Annotated in this window: 19 protein-coding genes; 5 read left to right on the top strand and 14 right to left on the bottom strand. The window is 71.9% G+C overall.

Annotated elements, in window-relative coordinates:
* Positions 1-58: 58 nt before the first annotated feature.
* Both ACIBK9_RS16570 and ACIBK9_RS16575 read left to right on the top strand, forming a co-directional pair.
* Entirely contained in the window at positions 59-430 is a 372-nt protein-coding gene (locus ACIBK9_RS16570) for a hypothetical protein (protein ID WP_397158879.1), read from the top strand.
* Between the two features lie 74 nt (positions 431-504).
* The gene (locus tag ACIBK9_RS16575) at positions 505-2814 is read left to right on the top strand and encodes an ATP-binding cassette domain-containing protein (RefSeq protein WP_397158881.1); all 2310 of its coding nucleotides are present in this window, start codon (positions 505-507) and stop codon (positions 2812-2814) included.
* 52 nt (positions 2815-2866) lie between these two features.
* Here ACIBK9_RS16575 and ACIBK9_RS16580 read toward each other — a convergent pair whose 3' ends face one another.
* Together ACIBK9_RS16580 and ACIBK9_RS16585 are read right to left on the bottom strand one after the other, a co-directional pair.
* Positions 2867-3742, bottom strand: coding sequence for a hypothetical protein (locus ACIBK9_RS16580; RefSeq protein WP_397158883.1), 876 nt, complete (start codon positions 3740-3742; stop codon positions 2867-2869).
* Positions 3743-3783: 41 nt separating this feature from the next.
* Positions 3784-4677 (bottom strand): LD-carboxypeptidase, encoded by an 894-nt coding sequence (locus tag ACIBK9_RS16585; RefSeq protein ID WP_358300076.1) that lies wholly within the window; start codon positions 4675-4677, stop codon positions 3784-3786.
* 101 nt (positions 4678-4778) lie between these two features.
* Between ACIBK9_RS16585 and ACIBK9_RS16590 the strand changes: the two genes are divergently transcribed.
* A complete protein-coding gene (locus tag ACIBK9_RS16590; RefSeq protein WP_364340103.1) occupies positions 4779-5663 on the top strand; it encodes a sulfotransferase in 885 nt (294 codons plus the stop codon).
* Here ACIBK9_RS16590 and ACIBK9_RS16595 read toward each other — a convergent pair.
* The 5 genes from ACIBK9_RS16595 to ACIBK9_RS16615 all read right to left on the bottom strand — a co-directional run bounded on the left by ACIBK9_RS16595 (position 5635) and on the right by ACIBK9_RS16615 (position 11264).
* A complete protein-coding gene (locus ACIBK9_RS16595; RefSeq protein ID WP_397158886.1) occupies positions 5635-7524 on the bottom strand; it encodes an ABC transporter ATP-binding protein in 1890 nt (629 codons plus the stop codon). The two genes, ACIBK9_RS16590 and ACIBK9_RS16595, sit on opposite strands and share 29 nt — an antisense overlap.
* Positions 7525-7627: 103 nt before the next feature.
* Complete coding sequence (locus ACIBK9_RS16600) at positions 7628-8455, bottom strand: enoyl-CoA hydratase/isomerase family protein (RefSeq protein WP_358300085.1); 828 nt, start codon at positions 8453-8455, stop codon at positions 7628-7630.
* Between the two features lie 145 nt (positions 8456-8600).
* A complete protein-coding gene (locus ACIBK9_RS16605) occupies positions 8601-8816 on the bottom strand; it encodes a helix-turn-helix domain-containing protein (RefSeq protein ID WP_352363545.1) in 216 nt (71 codons plus the stop codon).
* A gap of 113 nt (positions 8817-8929) precedes the next feature.
* Positions 8930-10528, bottom strand: coding sequence for an ABC-F family ATP-binding cassette domain-containing protein (locus ACIBK9_RS16610; protein WP_358300088.1), 1599 nt, complete (start codon positions 10526-10528; stop codon positions 8930-8932).
* A gap of 157 nt (positions 10529-10685) precedes the next feature.
* Positions 10686-11264 (bottom strand): TetR/AcrR family transcriptional regulator, encoded by a 579-nt coding sequence (locus ACIBK9_RS16615; protein WP_397158889.1) that lies wholly within the window; start codon positions 11262-11264, stop codon positions 10686-10688.
* Positions 11265-11350: 86 nt separating this feature from the next.
* Here ACIBK9_RS16615 and ACIBK9_RS16620 point away from each other — a divergent pair, with 86 nt between their 5' ends.
* Complete coding sequence (locus ACIBK9_RS16620; protein WP_397158891.1) at positions 11351-12175, top strand: NAD(P)H-binding protein; 825 nt, start codon at positions 11351-11353, stop codon at positions 12173-12175.
* Positions 12176-12198: 23 nt separating this feature from the next.
* Here the strand turns inward: ACIBK9_RS16620 and ACIBK9_RS16625 are convergent, their stop codons facing one another.
* Positions 12199-12852: an acVLRF1 family peptidyl-tRNA hydrolase gene (locus ACIBK9_RS16625; RefSeq protein ID WP_358300097.1), complete on the bottom strand. Its 654-nt coding sequence runs from the start codon at positions 12850-12852 to the stop codon at positions 12199-12201.
* 119 nt (positions 12853-12971) lie between these two features.
* On the opposite strand from ACIBK9_RS16625, the gene ACIBK9_RS16630 reads away from it, so the two are divergent.
* Positions 12972-13997 carry an EAL domain-containing protein gene (locus ACIBK9_RS16630; RefSeq protein WP_397158892.1) on the top strand — a complete coding sequence of 342 codons (1026 nt, stop codon included), beginning with the start codon at positions 12972-12974 and terminating at the stop codon, positions 13995-13997.
* Positions 13998-14058: 61 nt separating this feature from the next.
* Here the strand turns inward: ACIBK9_RS16630 and ACIBK9_RS16635 are convergent, their stop codons facing one another.
* The 6 genes from ACIBK9_RS16635 to ACIBK9_RS16660 all read right to left on the bottom strand — a co-directional run bounded on the left by ACIBK9_RS16635 (position 14059) and on the right by ACIBK9_RS16660 (position 18647).
* Entirely contained in the window at positions 14059-14664 is a 606-nt protein-coding gene (locus ACIBK9_RS16635; RefSeq protein ID WP_358300103.1) for a response regulator transcription factor, read from the bottom strand.
* Positions 14661-15794 (bottom strand): sensor histidine kinase, encoded by a 1134-nt coding sequence (locus ACIBK9_RS16640; protein WP_397158894.1) that lies wholly within the window; start codon positions 15792-15794, stop codon positions 14661-14663. Before ACIBK9_RS16640 ends, ACIBK9_RS16635 begins: the two co-directional genes overlap by 4 nt.
* Positions 15791-16525 carry an ABC transporter permease gene (locus ACIBK9_RS16645; protein ID WP_358300109.1) on the bottom strand — a complete coding sequence of 245 codons (735 nt, stop codon included), beginning with the start codon at positions 16523-16525 and terminating at the stop codon, positions 15791-15793. The genes ACIBK9_RS16640 and ACIBK9_RS16645 overlap by 4 nt, the downstream gene beginning before the upstream one ends.
* The gene (locus ACIBK9_RS16650; RefSeq protein ID WP_397158896.1) at positions 16525-17409 is read right to left on the bottom strand and encodes an ABC transporter ATP-binding protein; all 885 of its coding nucleotides are present in this window, start codon (positions 17407-17409) and stop codon (positions 16525-16527) included. Before ACIBK9_RS16650 ends, ACIBK9_RS16645 begins: the two co-directional genes overlap by 1 nt.
* A gap of 70 nt (positions 17410-17479) precedes the next feature.
* Entirely contained in the window at positions 17480-18325 is an 846-nt protein-coding gene (hisG, locus tag ACIBK9_RS16655; protein ID WP_352325534.1) for an ATP phosphoribosyltransferase, read from the bottom strand.
* Positions 18326-18383: 58 nt separating this feature from the next.
* Positions 18384-18647: a phosphoribosyl-ATP diphosphatase gene (locus tag ACIBK9_RS16660; protein ID WP_189652386.1), complete on the bottom strand. Its 264-nt coding sequence runs from the start codon at positions 18645-18647 to the stop codon at positions 18384-18386.
* Positions 18648-18665 lie beyond the last annotated feature (18 nt).

The following is an 18665-nucleotide window of genomic DNA, read 5'->3' on the forward strand; positions in this document are numbered from 1 at the left end:
TCGTGTCCCCGTCCCCGCCGCGGGCATGCTGGCCGTCAGGACCAGTGTGAGGAGAGAGATGCCGCGTTCCGCCCTGCTGTGGGCCGTGATCCTGATCGCCGGAGGCGTCGCCGCCGTGGCCGTGTGCGTGCTCACCGCGCCCGCGGTCGCGCCCGGCGCGCCGAAGGACGTCCTGGACTCCCCGGCGCTTGTGCCGGCCTTCGCCGCGCTGGCGGTCCTGGCCGGGCTGGCCGCGTGGGCCGTCCCGCATCCGTTGTGGGGGGCCGTCGCCGCCGCGCCGTTCTTCGTGCACTTCGCCGCCGGGGTGGTGAGCGAGCTGCGCGGGGGCGGGCAGGGGTTGTGGCCGGTCGGGCTGATGTTCCTGGTCGGCCTGACGTTGCTGCCCCTGGCCGCCTCGCTCGTCACGTCGCTGATCGCCAGATCCCGCTGAGCCCCACGGCGACCGTACTGCGTACGGTACGATCGCCTACCCGCTCCCCATTTGATGTGACAAGAAGGGATTCCGTGGCCACCAGCGCCAAGTCCGACGCCGTACGCACCCGATCCGCCGATCACACCGCCGCCGACAGCCACGACGTCATCCAGGTACGCGGCGCCCGCGAGAACAACCTCACCGGCGTCGACCTCGACCTGCCCAAGCGCCGCCTCACCGTGTTCACCGGCGTGTCCGGCTCGGGGAAGTCCTCGCTCGTCTTCGACACGATCGCCGCGGAGTCCCGGCGGCTGATCGACGAGACGTACACCACGTTCGTCCAGAACTTCATGCCGAGCCTGGCCCGTCCCGACGTGGACTCGCTGCGGAACCTCAGCGCGGCGATCATCGTGGACCAGGAGCGGATGGGCGCCAACGCCCGCTCGACCGTGGGCACCGCCACCGACACCTACACGATGCTCCGGATCCTGTTCAGCCGGCTGGGCTCCCCGCAGGTGGGGCCGCCGTTCGCGTTCAGCTTCAACCGCGCCGAGGGCATGTGCCCCGAGTGCGAGGGGCTCGGCAAGGTCGCCGGCGTCGACGTCGACGAGCTGGTGGACCGGGACAAGTCGCTGAACGAGGGCGCCATCAAGGTCCCCGGGTACGCGGTGGACACCTGGTACTGGCAGATCATGGTCGGCTCGGGCCTGTACGACCCCGACACCAAGCTGCGCGACTTCACCCCCGAGCAGTGGGCGGACCTGCTCGACAAGCCCGCCACGAAGATCAAGTACGGCACCAGCAACTTCACCTACGAAGGGCTGGTCACCAAGGTCAAGCGCCAGTACCTGGCCAAGGACCGCGAGTCGATGCAGCCGCAGGCGCGCGCCTTCGCCGACCGGGCGCTCAAGCTGACCGGCTGCACCGCCTGCGGCGGCTCGCGCCTGAACGAGGCCGCCCGGTCCTCCCGCATCGACGGCCGCAACATCGCCGACTGCTCGGCCATGCAGATCAACGACCTGGCCGAGTTCGTCAAGGGCATCGGCGACCCGAGCGTCGGCCCGGTGCTCCAGGGGCTGCGCGACACCCTGGACTCCCTGGTCGAGATCGGCCTCGGCTACCTCAGCCTCGACCGCGAGTCCGGCACGCTGTCGGGCGGCGAGGCCCAGCGGGTGAAGATGGTGCGGCACCTCACCTCCAGCCTGACCGACGTCACCTACGTCTTCGACGAGCCGACGGCCGGGCTGCACCCGCACGACATCCAGCGGATGAACAACCTGCTGCTGCAGCTGCGCGACAAGGGCAACACCGTGCTCGTGGTCGAGCACAAGCCCGAGGTGATCGAGATCGCCGACCACATCGTGGACCTCGGTCCCGGGGCGGGCACCGGCGGCGGCCGCATCTGCTACGCCGGCGACCTCGACGGGCTGCCCGGCTCGGGCACCCTGACCGGCCGCTACCTCGGCCACCGGGCCGCGCTGCGCGCCTCCGTCCGCCCGGCCAAGGGGCAGCTGGAGGTGCGCGGCGCCACGCTGCACAACCTGCGCGGCGTCGACGTGGACATCCCGCTCGGGGTGCTCACCGTCGTCACGGGCGTGGCGGGCTCGGGCAAGAGCTCCCTCATCCACGGGTACGTGTCCGGCCGCGAGGGCGTGGTGGTCGCCGACCAGTCGCCGATCCGCGGGTCGCGGCGCAGCAACCCGGCCACGTACACGGGCGTGCTCGACCCCATCCGCACGGCGTTCGCCAAGGCCAACGGGGTCAAGCCGGCCCTGTTCAGCGCGAACTCCGAGGGCGCCTGCCCGGCCTGCAAGGGCATCGGCCTGATCTACACCGAGCTGGCGATGATGGCCGACGTGGCCTCGGTGTGCGAGGCGTGCGAGGGGCGCCGGTTCACGCCGGAGGTGCTGACGTACCGGCTGCGCGGCAAGAACATCAGCGAGGTGCTGGAGATGCCGGTGGCCGAGGCGCGCGCGTTCTTCCCGAGCGGCCAGGCCAGGACGATCCTCGACCGCCTCGACTCGGTCGGCCTGGGCTACCTCGGGCTCGGCCAGCCGCTCACCACGCTGTCGGGCGGCGAGCGCCAGCGGCTCAAGCTGGCCATCCACATGGCCAGGAACGGCACCACGTACGTGCTGGACGAGCCCACCACCGGCCTGCACCTGGCCGACGTGGACCAGCTCCTGGCCCTGCTCGACCGGCTGGTGGACGACGGCAACACGGTCATCGTCATCGAGCACCACCAGGCGGTGATGGCCCACGCCGACTGGATCATCGACCTGGGTCCCGGGGCGGGCCACGACGGCGGCCAGGTGGTGTTCACCGGCACCCCGGCCGAGCTGGTGGCGAAGGGCGACTCGCTCACCGCCGTGCACCTGCGCGACTACGTGGGACAGGCGTAGCGCGACGCCCCCCGGGCCATCGGGCTCGGGGGGCCGCGGCGTCAGCCCTGCCTCAGACGGCCAGGCGGGCGAGGATGCGGGCGAACTCCGGCGGCGGCGCCACCACCAGCCTCGTCTGCCCCTGCTGCAACACGATGTCGGCCTTGATCAGCGTCAGCCGTCCCTGGTGCCACCAGTAGACCTGGGCGCTCAGCCCGCCGGTGCGGGCCGCGTGCACCCGCAGGCGTTCGATGGCGCGCACCACCCCGATGCCGTCCACCGGGCGCACCAGCACCGTGTACGGGTCCGGCAGCACCACCAGCACCCCGTCGGCGGGCACCGTGAGGTGGTCGCCGAGCCAGCGCAGGTGCGTGGCGGCCGACGGGTGGGCGCCGGTCAGCCGGGTCACCGGCGTGCCGCCCAGCTCGATGCGCTCGACCTGCAGCCGCTCGGCCCGCCGGACGTTCGCCACGGCCAGGTCGAGCGCCTGAGCCGTCGGGACGGGCCAGCAGCCGGCCTCCTCGGGCCGCACCAGGCGGGATCCGACGGTCAGCAGCTCCACCAGGTCGGCGTTGAGGTGCCGCCCCACCACCCGGGTCAGGTCGGGGACCTCGTCCACCGCCTCGACCCGGGTGCGCAGCAGGGGCGCGGCCTGGTCGAGGTCGCAGGCGTCGTAACGCTCGTCGGCGGTGGCCAGGGCGTGCGCGAGGTGCTCGGAGACCAGCACCGGCCAGTCCTCCCTGGCCCGGCGCCCGGCCTCGCGGCGCAGCCCGGTCAGCCTCACCACCAGCTCCGCGACGCCGTCGCCGCGCAGGGTCAGCGACGCGCCGTCGCGGGCGAACTCGCACACGAACCCCAGGGACTCCGCGACGAGGCCGAGCAGGGAGTCGAGGTCGACGTCCTCGATCGGCCGGCGGGAGGGCTCCCGGTCACGCCTGAAGAAGCTCACACACCGTCCCCTCTGTCGGATTCGTCCCTTTAGGTGTCTTCCTACCTTGCCTGCTCGCCGTCGCGGAACGGACCAGCCAGGGAGCACGATTCGGTATCGATAACCCCAAGCTCCCCCAGCCACACGCTCATCTGTGGTGACCCGTGCCCCACCGGAAGCCCGGCCACCACGGGCACCCCGAGCGGCGCCAGCCGGTCGGCCAGCACCGGGTACGGATCGCCGCAGTCCACCCACGACCCGAGCGCGATCCCCCGCACGCCGTCGAACGCCCCGGCCTGCAGCAGCTGCGTCAGCATCCGGTCGATCCGGTACGGCTCCTCTCCGATGTCCTCCAGCAGCACCAGCTTGCCGTCGAACGAGGGCTGGTACCGGGTGCCGCACATCGAGGCCAGCAGCGACAGGTTGCCCCCGGTGAGCACGCCCTCGGCCCGTCCGGGCACCAGCACCCGGTCGCCCCGCACGGTCGCGCTCTCCCCGGCCAGCGCCGCCCACAGGCTCTCCCACGAACGCGGCTCGGGGCCCTGCTCGGCGGCGATCGTGTCGCAGGCCGTCATCGGCCCGTGCAGCGTGGGCACGCCCAGCTCGATCGCGAAGGCGTTGTGCAGGGCCGTGATGTCGCTCGACCCGACCAGCACCTTGGGCCCGGCCGCGCGCATGGCGTCCCAGTCGAGCAGGCCGAGCAGCCGGGCCGCGCCGTAGCCGCCCCGGCCGCAGAACACCACCGACACGGCCGGGTCGCACCAGGCGGCCTGGAGGTCGGCGGCGCGGGCGGCGTCCTGGCCGGCCAGGTAGTCGAGATCCTGGCGGTCGAGCGCGTGCGCCCCCGCCACCACCTTCAGCCCGAGGGCCTCCAACCGCTCGACGCCGCGCTGGAACAGCACGGGTGAGGGCGGCCCCGACGGCATGACGATCGCGACGGTGTCACCTTGCTGCATCGGTCAACTCCTGCACGCCTGGGAGCGCCGGGGCCCGGGTAAGCACCGAAACGCTGATTGGCTCGTTCACCTGCCAAACGGTGTCACACTTGTGGTCCAGTATGCGACTTCCGCCCCACATCCTCGTGGTCAACGGCATCAAGGTCCGCAGGCCCGTCTTCCTGCTCGGCGCCCCGCACTCCGGCGCGGACCTGCTGGCCCGCGCCCTCAAACGCTCCCCGGGCTTCCACGTCACGACGGGCCGCGCGAGCGTGGCGCACGTCGTGTACGCCTTCGCCCGCAAACCGTCCATCGGCCGCACGTCGGGAGCGGTCCGCGTGCTGCGCGACGCGCTGGCCGAGTCCTGGCAGGTCTCCCCGCGCTCGTGCGGGCAGTGCGCCGAGCCGTGCCGGGAGGCGGGCGGCGTGACCGGCAGCGGGCCGTGCGTGGAGCCCGGCGAGGTGACGCGGTTCGGCGACGGCAGCCCCGACCTGCTCTACAGCGCGCCCGTGCTGCTGCAGGCGTTCCCCGACGCCCGGTTCGTCCAGCTCATCAGGGACGGCAGGGACGCCGTCGCCGGCATGCTCGCCGACCCGGCGTGCCTGGCCTGGTTCAAGCCCGCGATGCTCTCCGACAGCACCGAGTTCCCCAACGCCTTCCTCGGCGTCAACAAGGACGAGCACCTCGACCGGTGGAAGGGCATGCCCGCGGCGGGCAAGGCGGCGCTGCGCTGGCGCAGCGCCGTGCGGCTGAGCGCCGAGCTGCGCCGGGAGCTGCCCGAGCGGCAGCTGCTCACCGTCCGCTACGAGGACCTGGCGCTCAAGCCCGCCGACACGCTCGCCGCGCTCACCGAGTTCCTGGAGACGCGGGTGTCCAAGATCGCGCTGTACGGCTCGCGCGTCCCCGAGGTCGGCGCCTGGCGGGCCCGGCTGCGGCCGGCCGACCTGGAGCTGGTGGAGAAGGTCGCCCGGCAGGAGCTCACCCGGCTGGGCTATCTCCCGAGCTGAACTGGGTGCGGTAGAGCTCGGCGTAGTGGCCGCCGCGCGCCAGCAGCTCCTCGTGCCGGCCCCGCTCGGCCACGCGTCCGTCGTGCACGACCAGGATCTCGTCGGCCTCCCTGATCGTGGACAGCCGGTGGGCGATGACCAGCGACGTACGGCCGTGCAGGGCCGTCTTGAGCGCGAGCTGCACGGCCGCCTCGGACTCGGAGTCGAGGTGCGCGGTCGCCTCGTCGAGCACGACCACGCGCGGCGCCTTCAGCAGCAGCCTGGCCAGCGCGAGCCGCTGCTTCTCGCCGCCGGACAGCCGGTAGCCGCGGTCGCCGACGACGGTGTCGAGCCCGTCGGGCAGCCCCTCGACCAGGTCGCCGATCTGCGCGGCCCGCAGCGCGTCGCGGATCTCCTCCTCGCTCGCGCCGGGCCTGGCGTAGCGGAGATTGGCCCCGATCGTGTCGTGGAACAGGTGGGCGTCCTGCATGACGACGCCGACGGTGTCGCGCAGCGAGTCGAGCGTGGCCTCGCGCACGTCGAGCCCGTTGATCCGGACGGCCCCCTCGTCGACGTCGTAGAGCCGGGAGACCAGGGAGGTGATGGTGGTCTTGCCCGCGCCGGAGTGGCCGACCAGCGCGATCATCTCGCCGGGCCGGGCGGTGAAGGAGACGCCCCTCAGCACCTCCTGCGACGGGCCGCCGGAGTCCTGGCGGGCCACCGACTCCAGGGAGGCCAGCGAGACCTCCTCGGCCGCCGGGTAGCGGAAGCGCACGTCGTCGAACTCGATGGTGACCGGGCCCTTCGGCACCGGACGCGCGCCGGGCCGCTCGGCGACCATCGGCTTGAGGTCGAGGATCTCGAAGACGCGGTCGAAGCTGACCAGCGCCGTCATCACGTCGACGTGCACGTTGGACAGGGACGTCAGCGGGCCGTACAGGCGCATCAGCAGGGCGGTCAGGGCCACCAGCGTGCCCAGCTCGAAGGCGCCGCCGACGGCGAGCACGCCGCCGATGCCGTAGACCAGCGCGGTGGCCAGGGCCGCGACCAGGCCGAGGGCGACCCGGAACACCGTGCCGTACATGCCGACGGTCACGCCGACGTCGCGGACGCGCCCGGCGCGGGCGGCGTAGGTGGCCGCGTCGTCCTCGGGCCGGCCGTAGAGCTTGGCGACCATCGCGCCGGCCACGTTGAAGCGCTCGGTGGTGACCGAGCTCATCTCGGCGTCAAGCTGCATCTGCTCGCGGGTCAGCGCGGACATGCGCCGGCCGACGTACTTGGCGGGCACGATGAAGATCGGCAGCAGCACCAGCGCCACCAGCGTGACCTGCCACGACAGCGCCAGCATCGCGCCCAGCACCAGGACCAGGCTGACCACGTTGGACACCACGGACGACAGCGTGCTGGTCAGCGCCCGCTGGGCGCCGATCACGTCGCTGTTGAGCCGGCTGACCAGCGCGCCGGTCTGCGCCCGCATGAAGAAGGCCACCGGCATGCGCTGCACGTGGTCGAAGACCTCGGTGCGCAGGTCGTAGATGAGCCCCTCGCCGATGCGCGCGGAGAACCAGCGCTGCGCCAGCGTCAGCGCGGCGTCGAGGACGGCGAGCGCGGCGATGGCCACGGCCAGGCCGATCACCACGTCGGTGCGGCCGGTCAGGATGCCGTCGTCGATGATCGCCTTCATCAGCAGCGGGTTGGCCACCACGATCACCGCCCCGGCCACCACGAGCAGCAGGAACGCCGCGATCTTCCTGAGGTGCGGGCGCGCGTGCCTGCCGATGCGCCGGACCGTGCCCGGCGCGATGCGCTGCTTGGTCACCGAGCCGTCGCGGCGCAGTGACATCCAGACCTGAGGGCCGAAGCCCCCTCCCATCATCGCCATACGGGGGATCCCTCCTCCTCCCCCGGATTCAGCGTCGCGAGGACCTCCGGCGATTCCGCGATCCGCTCACGGCGAACCGGAGCCCCGCCTCCGGCCGGCCGTCCTAACGCGGGCCGAACAGGGCTTTGATGCGCTTGGCCTGCTCCCTGCCCTCGGCCGCACTCTGCTCCTCCAGGGTGCGCGCCCGCGCCCCCTGGAGGAGGCGCTTCGTCGCCACCGCCGCGTCCCGGTTCGTCGACAGCAGCTCCGCGATCTTGTTCTGTACGGTCTTGTCCAGGTCGCCCCCGGCGACCACCTGCTCCGCGAGGCCGATGCGCATGGCCTCCTCGGCGTACACGTTCCTGGCGGTCAGGCAGATGTCGATCGCCTTGGCCAGTCCGACCAGCTCGACCAGCGGTTTGGTCCCCGTCAGATCCGGGACCAGGCCCAGTGCGGGCTCTTTCATGCAGAAGGTGACGTCGTCGGCCACGATGCGCAGGTCACAGGCGAGCGCGAGCTGGAACCCCGCGCCGATCGCGTGCCCCTGCACGGCGGCGATGGAGACGATCTCCGGGCGGCGCAGCCACAGGAAACCGTCCTGTGCCTGACGTATGCGCTGCTCGAAGGTCTCGCCGTCGGTTGCGGCGGCCGAGCTGAACGAGCCCTGTCCGGGCACTCCCTCCGGTGTGAACATCCGCAGGTCGATTCCTGCCGAGAAGGACGGTCCCTCACCTTTCACGACGACGACGCGCACCTGTTCGGGAAGGCTCTCCCCGATGCGAGCCAACGCCGACCATGTCGCGAACGTCTGGGCGTTGCGCTTTTCCGGCCGGTCCAGCGTGATCGTCGCTATCTCACCGTCCACCTCATGGCGAAGCCCGATCTCCGCCAGCCTTTCGGCAGAGACGTCCTCCGCGTTCCCCCCGCGCTGTGGTGCCTGTGCTTCCGCCATCGCCTGCTCCCTGTGTCCGGTCGCGCACGGGGTGCGCCACCAAGGCTGACCGTCGCGCCCGAGCTTACAGAATATGATTCTGGCTCGGGCGCGACAGCGGCTGACTAGGGACGGGCGGCTGCGGTCGCACGTTCCGAGACAGCCGTCAGCGCTTGGTCTTGCCTCGAGTCGCCCCGCCGCGCCCGCGCAGAGTCACACCGGACTCGCTAAGGATGCGGTGGATGAACCCGTAAGACCGACCGGTCGAAGCGGCCAGGGCGCGGATGCTCTCGCCCTGTGCGTAGCGCTTCTTGAGATCGCCGGCCAGTTTTTCCCGGTCGGCCCCGGTGACCCGGGTGCCCTTCTTCAGTGTCTCGGCCACGAGTACCTCCTGTAGTGCCGGACTTCCGCAGCGTTACTCCGCCATGATCAGTCATTTCAGCGGGATCGGCTACCTACTCCACGGGAAAAGATCCGTACCCACTCAAATTAAGATCAGGCAAGTGCCACAAGATCGGAAAATTCGTCGCTCCACGCGTCTTCAGTTCCGTCAGGCAGCAAGATCACCCTATCCGGTGACAAGGCGTCAACGGCACCCTCGTCATGGGTGACGAGGACGATTGCTCCTGAATACGACCTCAGAGCGTTGAGAACCTGCTCGCGGCTGACCGGATCGAGGTTGTTCGTGGGCTCGTCGAGCAGCAGGACGTTGGCGCTCGACAGCACCAGGATCGCCAGCGCGAGCCGGGTCTTCTCGCCGCCGGACAGGACACCGGCGGGCTTGTCGACGTCGTCGCCGGAGAACAGGAACGAGCCGAGGACCTTGCGCAGCTCGGTGTCGGTGAACTCGCCGCCCGCCGAGCGCATGTTCTCCAGGAGCGTGCGGGAGGGGTCGAGGGTCTCGTGCTCCTGGGCGTAGTAGCCGACCTTCAGGCCGTGGCCGGGCCGCAGCTCGCCGGTGTCGGGGGACTCGATGCCGCCGAGTATGCGCAGCAGCGTGGTCTTGCCGGCGCCGTTGAGGCCGAGGATGACGACCCTGTGACCTCGGTCGATGGCCACGTTGACGTCGGTGAACACCTCCAGGGAGCCGTAGGACTTCGACAGGCCCTCGGCCATGAGCGGCGTGCGGCCGCACGGCAGCGGCTCGGGGAAGCGCAGCCGGGCGACCTTGTCGCTCTGACGCTCCTCCTCGGTGCCGGCCAGCAGGCGGTGGGCGCGGCGCATCATGTCCTGGGCCGCCTTGGCCTTGGTGGCCTTGGCGCGCATCTTGTCGGCCTGGGCCAGCAGGGCGCCCGCCTGCTTCTCGGCGTTGGCCCGCTCGCGCTTCCTGCGCTTCTCGTCGGTCTCGCGCTGGGCCAGGTAGGCCTTCCAGCCGACGTTGTAGTGGTCGATCACCGAGCGGTTGGCGTCGAGGTGGAGGACCTTGTTGACCGTGGCTTCAAGAAGGCCGACGTCGTGACTGATGATCACCAAGCCACCTTGATGAGAGCGCAAAAAATCACGAAGCCACCCGATTGAGTCCGCATCTAGGTGGTTTGTCGGCTCGTCGAGAAGGAGAGTTTCCGCTCCGCTGAAAAGAATTCGCGCCAATTCCACGCGGCGCCGCTGACCGCCGGAAAGCGTTTGCAACGTCTGGCCGAGGACCCGGTCGGGCAGGCCGAGGCTGGAGGCGATGGAGGCGGCCTCGGACTCGGCCGCGTAGCCGCCCAGCACGTGCATCTGGTCTTCGAGCCTGCCGTACCGCTTGACGGCCTTCTCGCGGGTGCGCTCGTCGGCGGAGGACATGCCGATCTCGGCCTCGCGCAGCTTGCGCAGGACCTCGTCGAGGCCGCGCGCGGACAGGATGCGGTCGCGGGCCAGCACCTGAAGGTCGCCCGTACGCGGGTCCTGGGGCAGGTAGCCGATGCTGCCGGAGGAGGTGACCGAGCCCGCGGCGGGCAGCGCCTCCCCCGCGAGCACCTTGGTCAGGGTGGTCTTGCCCGCGCCGTTGCGGCCGACCAGACCTATCTTGTCGCCGGGGTTGACCCGGAAGGAGGCGTTCTCGATGAGCAGGCGCGCGCCCGCGCGCAGCTCGATGTCACTGGCGATGATCATATTGGCGGACACTCCCGAGCTAGGAAACGAGGATTGGGCGTGCGACCGCCGGTCAATCGGGAGTATGCATACAGATCAGTGTAGGGCCCCCGTGCCAGGCGCTACCTCTGCTTATAGGGGCTCCAGGTGCCCTCCGGTACGCGTGGGACAGGGGTCGTCAGGCCGGCAGCACGGTCGCGGCGCCGGCGGCCATCCCGTCGAGCATGAGGTGCAGGTACTTCTCCGGACGGGCGGCCACGGGGGCGGGCAGCCCGTCCGGGTGGCAGGTGAAGACGTTGAGCAGGCTGACGACGTCCTCCCAGGTCACGTCGGGACGCATGCCGCCCTCCGCCTGGGCCCGCCGGACGAGCCCCTGGAGCAGCCCCAGCCAGCGTTCCTTGCTCTCGGCGAACTCCGCCGTGCCCGCGATGGCCTCCTCCGGCAGGTGGGCCAGCGCGGCGGCCAGCGCGACGCGGCCGGGGGCGGCGGCCCACAGCACGAAGCCGCGCAGCGCGCTCCAGGCGTCCCGCTCGCCGTCGACGGCGTGCTCCAGGGCCTCGGCCAGCGACTGGACGTAATGCTCGCCCAGCGCGGCGATGAGCGCCTCGCGGTCGGGGAAGCGGCGGTAGAGGGTGCCGACGCCGACGCCGGCCTGCCGCGCGATGAGCTCCATGGGCGCGTTGACGCCGCGCTCGGCCATCACCCGGGCGGCCGCGTCGAGGATCTTGACCAGGTTCCTTCTGGCGTCCGCGCGCACGTCCCGACCTCCTAAGTGGACGAATTGTTTCCGCTTAGTGTACCGTCCAGGCAAGCGGACGAAGAGATTCCACTTAGGAGGCCATCATGATCGTGATCACCGGCGCGACCGGGTCCATCGGCCGCGCCCTGGTCGCCCAGCTCGCCGGCCAGGACGTGCTCGCGGTGTCGCGGACGCCCGCCGACCTGGGCGTGCCGCACGCCGTCGGCGACTTCACCCGGCCGGAGACCATCGGCCGGCTGCTGTCCCCCGGCGACCGGCTGTTCCTCAACAGCTCGCCGTTCCCCGGGTTCGCCGAGCGGCTCAACGAGGTCGTCGACCTGGCCGCCGAGGCGGGCGTGGCCCAGATCGTCGAGGTCTCGGTACGCGACGCCGCCCCCGGCGCCGCGCTCAGCGCCGGGCCCCACGGCGAGGTCGACGAGCACCTGCGGGCCTCCGGCGTGCCGCACGCCGTGCTGCAGCCGACCGGGTTCATGCAGAACCTGCTCGGCGAGGTGCGCGGCGACCGCTTCCACGGCTCCTGGGGCGCCGGCGGGATGAACTACATCGACGCCAGGGACATCGCCGCGGTGGCCGCCGCCCTGCTGACCCGGCCGGTGGGCGCGTCGGGCTCGTACCTGCTGACCGGCCCCGAGTCGCCCACCCACGAGGAGATCGCGGCGACGATGACCCGCGTGCTGGGGCGTCCCGTGTCCTACGTGGACCTGCCGGTGCCCGAGATGGCCGCGCGGCTGGCCGGGCAGGGGATCCCTGAGCCGTTCGCCACCGAGCTGGCCACCACGCAGGCGACGCTGAGCCGGACCGGCTGGGCGGAGATCACCACCACCGTCGAGGACGTCACCGGCCGCCCGCCCCGCACCCTGGCCGCCTTCGTCGCCGACCACGCCGACGCCTTCCTCGCGGCGTCCTGACCGCCTGAACGAACCCTCAGGGCTCAGGACGGGTCGACCACCCGGATCCGGACGGCCCGGAACCGGGCGGGCGCGTCGCGCAGGACCGCGAGCCTCGGGTCGGGCACCACCAGGAACGGCTCGCTCTCCAGCGCGAACACCGGCGCGAGCCGCCGGTCGCCGCGCAGCGCGTCGACCGCCCGCCGGTCGCCGCCGAGCACCACCGCCTCCAGCTCGCCGAGCCGCGGCACGAGCACCCGCGCCGCCGTCTCCGCCGCGCTGTCGAAGGCCTGGGCCGCCTGCTTCTGCCGCCTCCTGGCGAAGCGCTGCTGCGACCACCCGCCGGCCGCCGTACGCCCCTGCACCAGCCGGGAGCCGACCTTGGAGTCCAGCAGCTCGGCGCCGTGGAACACGCCGGCCGCGTACCCGCCGAGCCGGACCAGCAGCACGCCCACCCGCCGCGCGGCCTGCGCGTGCGCGACCAGCCTGGTCACGTGCGGCGGGCCGGGGGTCATCGGCGGGAACGGCACGTGCAGCTCGGCCAGCGCGCCGTCGGCGGCGGTCAGGCGGACCACGCGGTCGTCACCGGCGGCCTCGAAGGGGCCGTGGCGGCCGGCGAACCCGTCGATCCAGGGGTGCACGCGCTCGGGCGGCACCGTGACCCAGCGGCCGCCGCCTCTGGCCGGACGCGCGCTCATGCGGGAAGGGTAACCGAACGACATTCCCTTCACGAGAAGGGGGGAACTATAGCGGAAATGTCGGTGAACTTCGTTTCGGGGGGCTTCTGCCGAAACCGTGCCGGTCGGATCATCTGAACGTGTCCTCCCTGCTCACCAGCCCTGTAGTGGATCTCGACAACGGGGCCGTCATCGCGCAGCCCGCCGTCGTCGACCCGGCGGGCGTTCTCCGGGCGGCTCCGCTGCCCATGGTGCTGCCGCTGCCCCTGCACGTGGTGCTCTCGGGCGCCGGGGCGCTGGCGCCGCTCCACGAGGCCCTGCGGCGGGCGGGCAGGCATCCTCGTGAGGCGATCCTGATGCTCACCGGAACGTGCCAGGAGCAGGACCGCCGCCTGCTGAAGGTCAGCCTCGACGGGCTGCGCACGATCGGCTACCTGCTGGGCTTCGCCGACGTGGGCGCGGGCGGCCCGGCGCTGGACGTCGTCACCGACTCCGCGCCGTACCTGCTGGCGCTGGACGAGGAGCTGGTGACCAGGTTGCCCGGCGACCACCGGGCGGCGGCGGTGGCGCGCGCGGTGGTGACGCTGGCCCGCGGGATCGGCGCGCACGTGCTGGCCCCTGGCGTCGAGCGCGAGGGGCAGGTGGCGGTGGCCCGCGGCCTGGGCGTGCGCCTGGCCCACGGCCCGCTGCTGGCGCCCGGCCCCGACGGCAAGATCCGGGTGCCGCTCCCGGTGGCCGACGAGTCGCCGGACGCGTTGATGCTCGGCCCGCGCGTGCAGGAGCTGCTGGTCCCGGCGGTGACGCTGCCGGCCGGGGCCAAGGCGGAGGAGGTCGTGGCGGCGTTCGGGCACGAGCCCACGATCACCAGCGTGATCCTGGTGGACGAGTACCAGCGCCCCAAGGGCAGCCTCGACCGCAGCCGCTTCCTGCTGTCCTTCGCCGCCCGGTACGGGCACGCCCTGCACGGCGCCAAGCCCGCCCAGCGCCTGGCCGACCCGCCGCGCACGGTCCCGAGGACGACCCCGGCCATCGCCGCCATGCAGGCAGCCGGCCGGGACGCGGCCCGCATCTACGACGACCTGGTGGTCACCGACGAGCTCAACCGCTGCCTGGGCATCGTCCGGGTGTCGGACCTGATCCGCCAGATCGCCGCCATGCGGACCTGAGATCCAGCCGGGCCCGGCCAGACCCAGCCCGGCCAGACCCCGCCCGCCAAACCCCGCCCGGCTAGACCCAGCCCTGGGCCTTGGCCCGCCGCACGGCCTCGATGCGGTTGCGCGCGTGCGTCTTCTGGATGGCCGAGGACAGGTAGTTGCGCACCGTGCCCTCCGACAGGTGCAGGCGGCGGGCGATGTCCCCGATCGTGGAGCCGTCGGCGGCGGCGGCCAGCACGTCGCGCTCGCGCGCCGACAGCGGGTTGGGCCCCGCGCTCAGCGCCGCCGCGGCAAGCCCCGGGTCGATGACCCGCTCCCCCGCCTGCACCCGGCGGATGGCCGCCGCGAGATCCTTGGCCGGGCTGTCCTTGACCAGGAACGCCACCGCCCCCGCCTCCATCGCGGTGCGCAGGTAGCCGGGCCGCCCGAACGTGGTCAGGATCATCACCCGGCAGCCCGGCACCCGGGCGGCGATCTCGGCGGCGGCGGTCAGGCCGTCCTTGCCGGGCATCTCGATGTCGAGCAGCGCGATGTCGGGGGTCGCGGCGACCGCGACGGCGACGGCCTCGTTCCCGTCGGCGGCCTCGCCGACCACCTCGATGTCGGGCTCCAGGCCGAGCAGCGAGGCCAGCGCGCCGCGGATCATGCCCTGGTCCTCGGCCAGCATCACCCGGATCACGCGGCCGTCCCCACTCCGACCGGCACCAGCACCCGCAGCCGGAACCCGCCCTTGGGCGCGCCGCCGGCCTCCATGGTGCCGCCCGCGCCCGTCACCCGTTCGCGCAGGCCGCCGAGCCCGCTGCCGGTGCCCTGCGGCTCGCCGCCGCGTCCGTCGTCCATGATCTCCAGGGTGGCGTGTTCGCCGTCGCACGTCACCTGGATCTCGCAACGGGCGGCCCGCGCGTGCCGTACGACGTTGGTGACGCCCTCGCGCACCGCCCAGCCGAACAGCCCGTCGAGCAGGTCGGGCAGCGGCGTGCCGGACACCCGCACCTCGGCCCGCACGCCCGCCGCGCGCAGCACCGAGCGGGCGCCGTCGATCTCCTCCGACAGGCTGCGCTGCCGGTAGCCGGTGACCGCCTCGCGCACCTCCACCAGCGCCTGCCTGGCCACGGACTCGATGTCGGCGATCTCCTGCCGCACCTGCGGCGACTCCTCGGCCAGCCGCCCGGCCAGCTCGCTCTTGAGCACGATCAGCGACAGGCTGTGGCCCAGCAGGTCGTGCAGGTCGCGGGCGATGCGCAGGCGCTCCTCCGTGGCCGCCAGCCTGGCCACCTCGCCCTGCGCCTCGTGCAGCCTCAGCGTCAGCACCCGGCTGTTGCGGATGCTGATGAACAACACGCCCAGCGTGACGACCTGCAGCCCCAGGACGACGACGCCGGCGAACTCGTCGCCGGTCAGCACCCCGGCCGAGACCACCACCGCCAGGTTCACGCCCACCCCGGCCAGCGCCCAGGCGGGCGGGAGGGTGAACCCGTAGAGCACGACCGTGTAGACCGGCAGCGTGAGCCAGGCGCCGCCGAAGGCGAACGCGCTGACCACCGCGATCACCGCGGTCACGCCGAGCAGGGGGAAGGTGGCGCGCGAGCGCTCGTGGAAGCTCTTGGCGCTGATCACCGTGCCGACGAAGCAGCCGATGAACGCGACCAGCGCCACGGCCCCCCAGATCGCCCGGGCGCCCGTGACGCCGCCCGCGACGATCTCGGCGATCGGGAAGACGAGATAGACCATGCCGACGGACATCCCGAGCAGCCGCCGCCTGGGCGACGGCCGCCCGTCACCGAAGTGCAGCTTGTCGGCGAAACTCATGCCCGAACAGTAGCCCGGCGGTACAGGTAGGCGGCAGCCCCGCCCAGGACGACCGCCCATCCGCCGACCACCAGCACGTCGGTCAGCGCGACGCCGTTCCCGGCGACGATGCTCCATCCGAGGCTCGCGTAGTGGTAGGAGGGCATGATGTCGGCCACGGTCCGCATGGTGTCGCCGAACACCTCGGGCGGGAACCACAGGCCGCCCGCGATGGCCAGGACGAACATGCAGATCATCGCGGCCGGCTGCGCGGCGTCGGCCGTCAGCAGCGACCCGATCGCCAGGCCCAGCGCGATGAACGGGATCGTCCCCAGCCACATGGCCAGCAGCAGCGGCACCCACCGGCCGACCGGCATCGACACGCCCTGCTGGACGACCCCGACGACGGCCACCAGCAGCAGCGAGGGCAGCACGAGCAGCATGGCGGTGCCGAGCTTGGTGGCGATGATCATCCAGTTGGGCAGCGGGGTGATCTGGAGCTGGCGCAGCCAGCCGGACTGCCGTTCGGTCGCCCACGGCACCGCCGAGCTCATCATCGACGAGGCCAGCGCCCCGTAGGCGGCCATGGAGACCATCAGCACGACGCTGTAGCTCACCCCGGCGCCGTCGGTCTGCTTGCCGTAGATGTTGGCGTTGATCAGGTACAGCACGACCGGGAAGATGACCACGAAGATGATGTAGCGCCGGTTGCGCAGCATGCGCATCGCCTCGGTCTTGGCGTAGAACAGCATCAGGACTCCCTGGTGAGCGCGAGGAAGGCGTCTTCGAGGTCGGCGCCGGTGAGCTGAAGGCCCTTGACGTCGAGCTCGGTGCCCCGGAACAGGGCGGCCACGGTCGCGTCGGGGTCGGAGGTGTGCAGCGTGGCGGTGCCGGCCGCGACCTCGACGGCGGTGACGCCGGGCAGCCGGTCGAGCCCGGCCGCGGGCTGGTCGCCCAGCGTGAAGCGGACGACCTGCCCGCCCACGCCGGCCTTGATCTCGGCGGCGGTGCCGTCGGCGGCCAGCCGGCCGCGGGCGATGACGATCACCCGGTCGGAGTGCTCGTCGGCCTCCTCCAGGTAGTGGGTGGCGAACAGCACGGTCCTGCCGCCGGCGGCGTAGTCGTGCATGCTGGCCCAGAACCGCAGCCTGGACTCCACGTCCATGGCCGCGGTCGGCTCGTCGAGCAGCAGGATCTTCGGCGCGCCCGCGATGGCCAGGGCGAACCTGACGCGCTGGGTCTGGCCGCCGGACAGCTTGTTCGCGCGCCGCTTGACCAGGTCCGACAGGTCGGCCAGCTTCAGGATCTCGGCCAGCGGCAGCGGGTCGGGGTAGAGCCGGCGGACGAGGTCGATGAGCTCCTTGACCGACAGCTCGGGGATGAGGGCGCCGTTCTGGAGCATCGCGCCCAGCTCGCCGGAGCGCACCGCGTGGTCGGGCGTGCGGCCGTGGATGGTGATCGTGCCGCTGGTGGGACGGAGCAGGCCGAGCAGCATGTTGATCGAGGTGGACTTGCCCGCGCCGTTGGGGCCGAGCAGGGCCACGGTCTTGCCCGGCTCGATGGCGAGCGAGAGGTCGTCGACGGCAAGCACGTCCCCGTAGCGCTTGCTGACCTGGTCGAACACGATGGCGTTCATGTCAGCAAACGCTACGGGCGCGGCTTTTCCCCCGTTAGTGTGATCCTTCCGGGGTTGACGGTGACATTTGTCAGAGGCGGCAGGCGTAGATGTCGGTGACCAGGATGGCCCGCGCGCCGATGTCCCAGAGCTGGTCCATCACCTGCTGGTGGCCCTTGCGCCGGACCATGGCCCGGACGGCGACCCAGCCCTCGCGGTGGAGCGGCGAGACCGTGGGCCCCTCCATGCCGGGCGTGAGGGCGATGGCCTCCTCGATGCGCTCGGCGCGGATGTCGTAGTCCATCATCACGAAGTCGCGGGCGTGCACGACGCCCTGCAGGCGGCGGACGAGCTGGCCCATGCCCGGCGTCTCCGGCGCGCTCTGCCGCTTGATCAGCACGCCCTCCGAGCGCATGATCGGCTCGCCGAACACCTCCAGGCCGACGTTGCGCAGCGTGGTGCCGGTCTCCACGACGTCGGCGACCGCGTCGGCCACGCCGAGCCGGATCGCGGTCTCGACGGCGCCGTCGAGCTTGATCACACGGGCGTCGACGCCCTGGTCGGACAGGTACTTGTCGAGCAGCCCCGCGTAGGAGGTGGCGATGCGCTGCCCGTCGAGGTCTTTGACCGACGACATCGTGCCCGCCTTGGCGGCCAGGCGGAAGGTGGAGCCGCCGAACCCGAGCGGCATGATCTCCTCGACCGGCGCGCCGGAGTCGATCAGCATGTCGCGGCCGGTGATGCCGAGGTCGAGGGTGCCCTCCCCGACGTAGACGGCGATGTCGCGGGGACGCAGGAAGAACAGCTCGCAGCCGTTGTCCTCGTCGACGACGACGAGCTCCTTGCTGTCCCTGCGGGACCGGTAGCCGGCCTCCTTGAGCATGTTCTGGGCGGCTTCGCTGAGCGCGCCCTTGTTCGGTACGGCCAGACGCAGCATGTTCGGGTCTTCTTCCTCACTCATGGTCGATGGGACGCCGGGGCGGGCGCGAGGCGCCCTAGAGATGCTTGTACACCTCGTCGAGCCCGATGCCCTTGGCGATCATGAGCACCTGCACGTGGTAGAGGAGCTGGGAGATCTCCTCCGCCGCCCTGTCGTTCGACTCGTGCTCGGCGGCCATCCAGCTCTCGGCGGCCTCCTCGACGACCTTCTTGCCGATGGCATGCACGCCGGCGTCGAGCGCGGCCACGGTGCCCGAGCCCGCGGGCCTGGTACGCGCCTTGTCTGACAGCTCGGCGAACAGCTCTTCGAAGGTCTTCATGGTCTCTCTCGTCGGTCG

Source organism: Nonomuraea sp. NPDC050227, assembly GCF_044459705.1.
GTDB lineage: Bacteria > Actinomycetota > Actinomycetes > Streptosporangiales > Streptosporangiaceae > Nonomuraea.

Excerpts from the sequence above, each read along its gene's own strand:
- ACIBK9_RS16570 (WP_397158879.1), top strand. The coding sequence starts at position 59 with ATGCCGCGTTCCGCCCTGCTGTGGGCCGTGATCCTGATCGCCGGAGGC.
- ACIBK9_RS16585 (WP_358300076.1), bottom strand. The coding sequence starts at position 4,677 with ATGCAGCAAGGTGACACCGTCGCGATCGTCATGCCGTCGGGGCCGCCC.
- ACIBK9_RS16590 (WP_364340103.1), top strand. The coding sequence starts at position 4,779 with ATGCGACTTCCGCCCCACATCCTCGTGGTCAACGGCATCAAGGTCCGC.
- ACIBK9_RS16595 (WP_397158886.1), bottom strand. The coding sequence starts at position 7,524 with ATGGCGATGATGGGAGGGGGCTTCGGCCCTCAGGTCTGGATGTCACTG.
- ACIBK9_RS16600 (WP_358300085.1), bottom strand. The coding sequence starts at position 8,455 with ATGGCGGAAGCACAGGCACCACAGCGCGGGGGGAACGCGGAGGACGTC.
- ACIBK9_RS16610 (WP_358300088.1), bottom strand. The coding sequence starts at position 10,528 with ATGATCATCGCCAGTGACATCGAGCTGCGCGCGGGCGCGCGCCTGCTC.
- ACIBK9_RS16620 (WP_397158891.1), top strand. The coding sequence starts at position 11,351 with ATGATCGTGATCACCGGCGCGACCGGGTCCATCGGCCGCGCCCTGGTC.
- ACIBK9_RS16625 (WP_358300097.1), bottom strand. The coding sequence starts at position 12,852 with ATGAGCGCGCGTCCGGCCAGAGGCGGCGGCCGCTGGGTCACGGTGCCG.
- ACIBK9_RS16640 (WP_397158894.1), bottom strand. The coding sequence starts at position 15,794 with ATGAGTTTCGCCGACAAGCTGCACTTCGGTGACGGGCGGCCGTCGCCC.
- ACIBK9_RS16645 (WP_358300109.1), bottom strand. The coding sequence starts at position 16,525 with ATGCTGTTCTACGCCAAGACCGAGGCGATGCGCATGCTGCGCAACCGG.
- ACIBK9_RS16650 (WP_397158896.1), bottom strand. The coding sequence starts at position 17,409 with ATGAACGCCATCGTGTTCGACCAGGTCAGCAAGCGCTACGGGGACGTG.
- hisG (WP_352325534.1), bottom strand. The coding sequence starts at position 18,325 with ATGCTGCGTCTGGCCGTACCGAACAAGGGCGCGCTCAGCGAAGCCGCC.
- ACIBK9_RS16660 (WP_189652386.1), bottom strand. The coding sequence starts at position 18,647 with ATGAAGACCTTCGAAGAGCTGTTCGCCGAGCTGTCAGACAAGGCGCGT.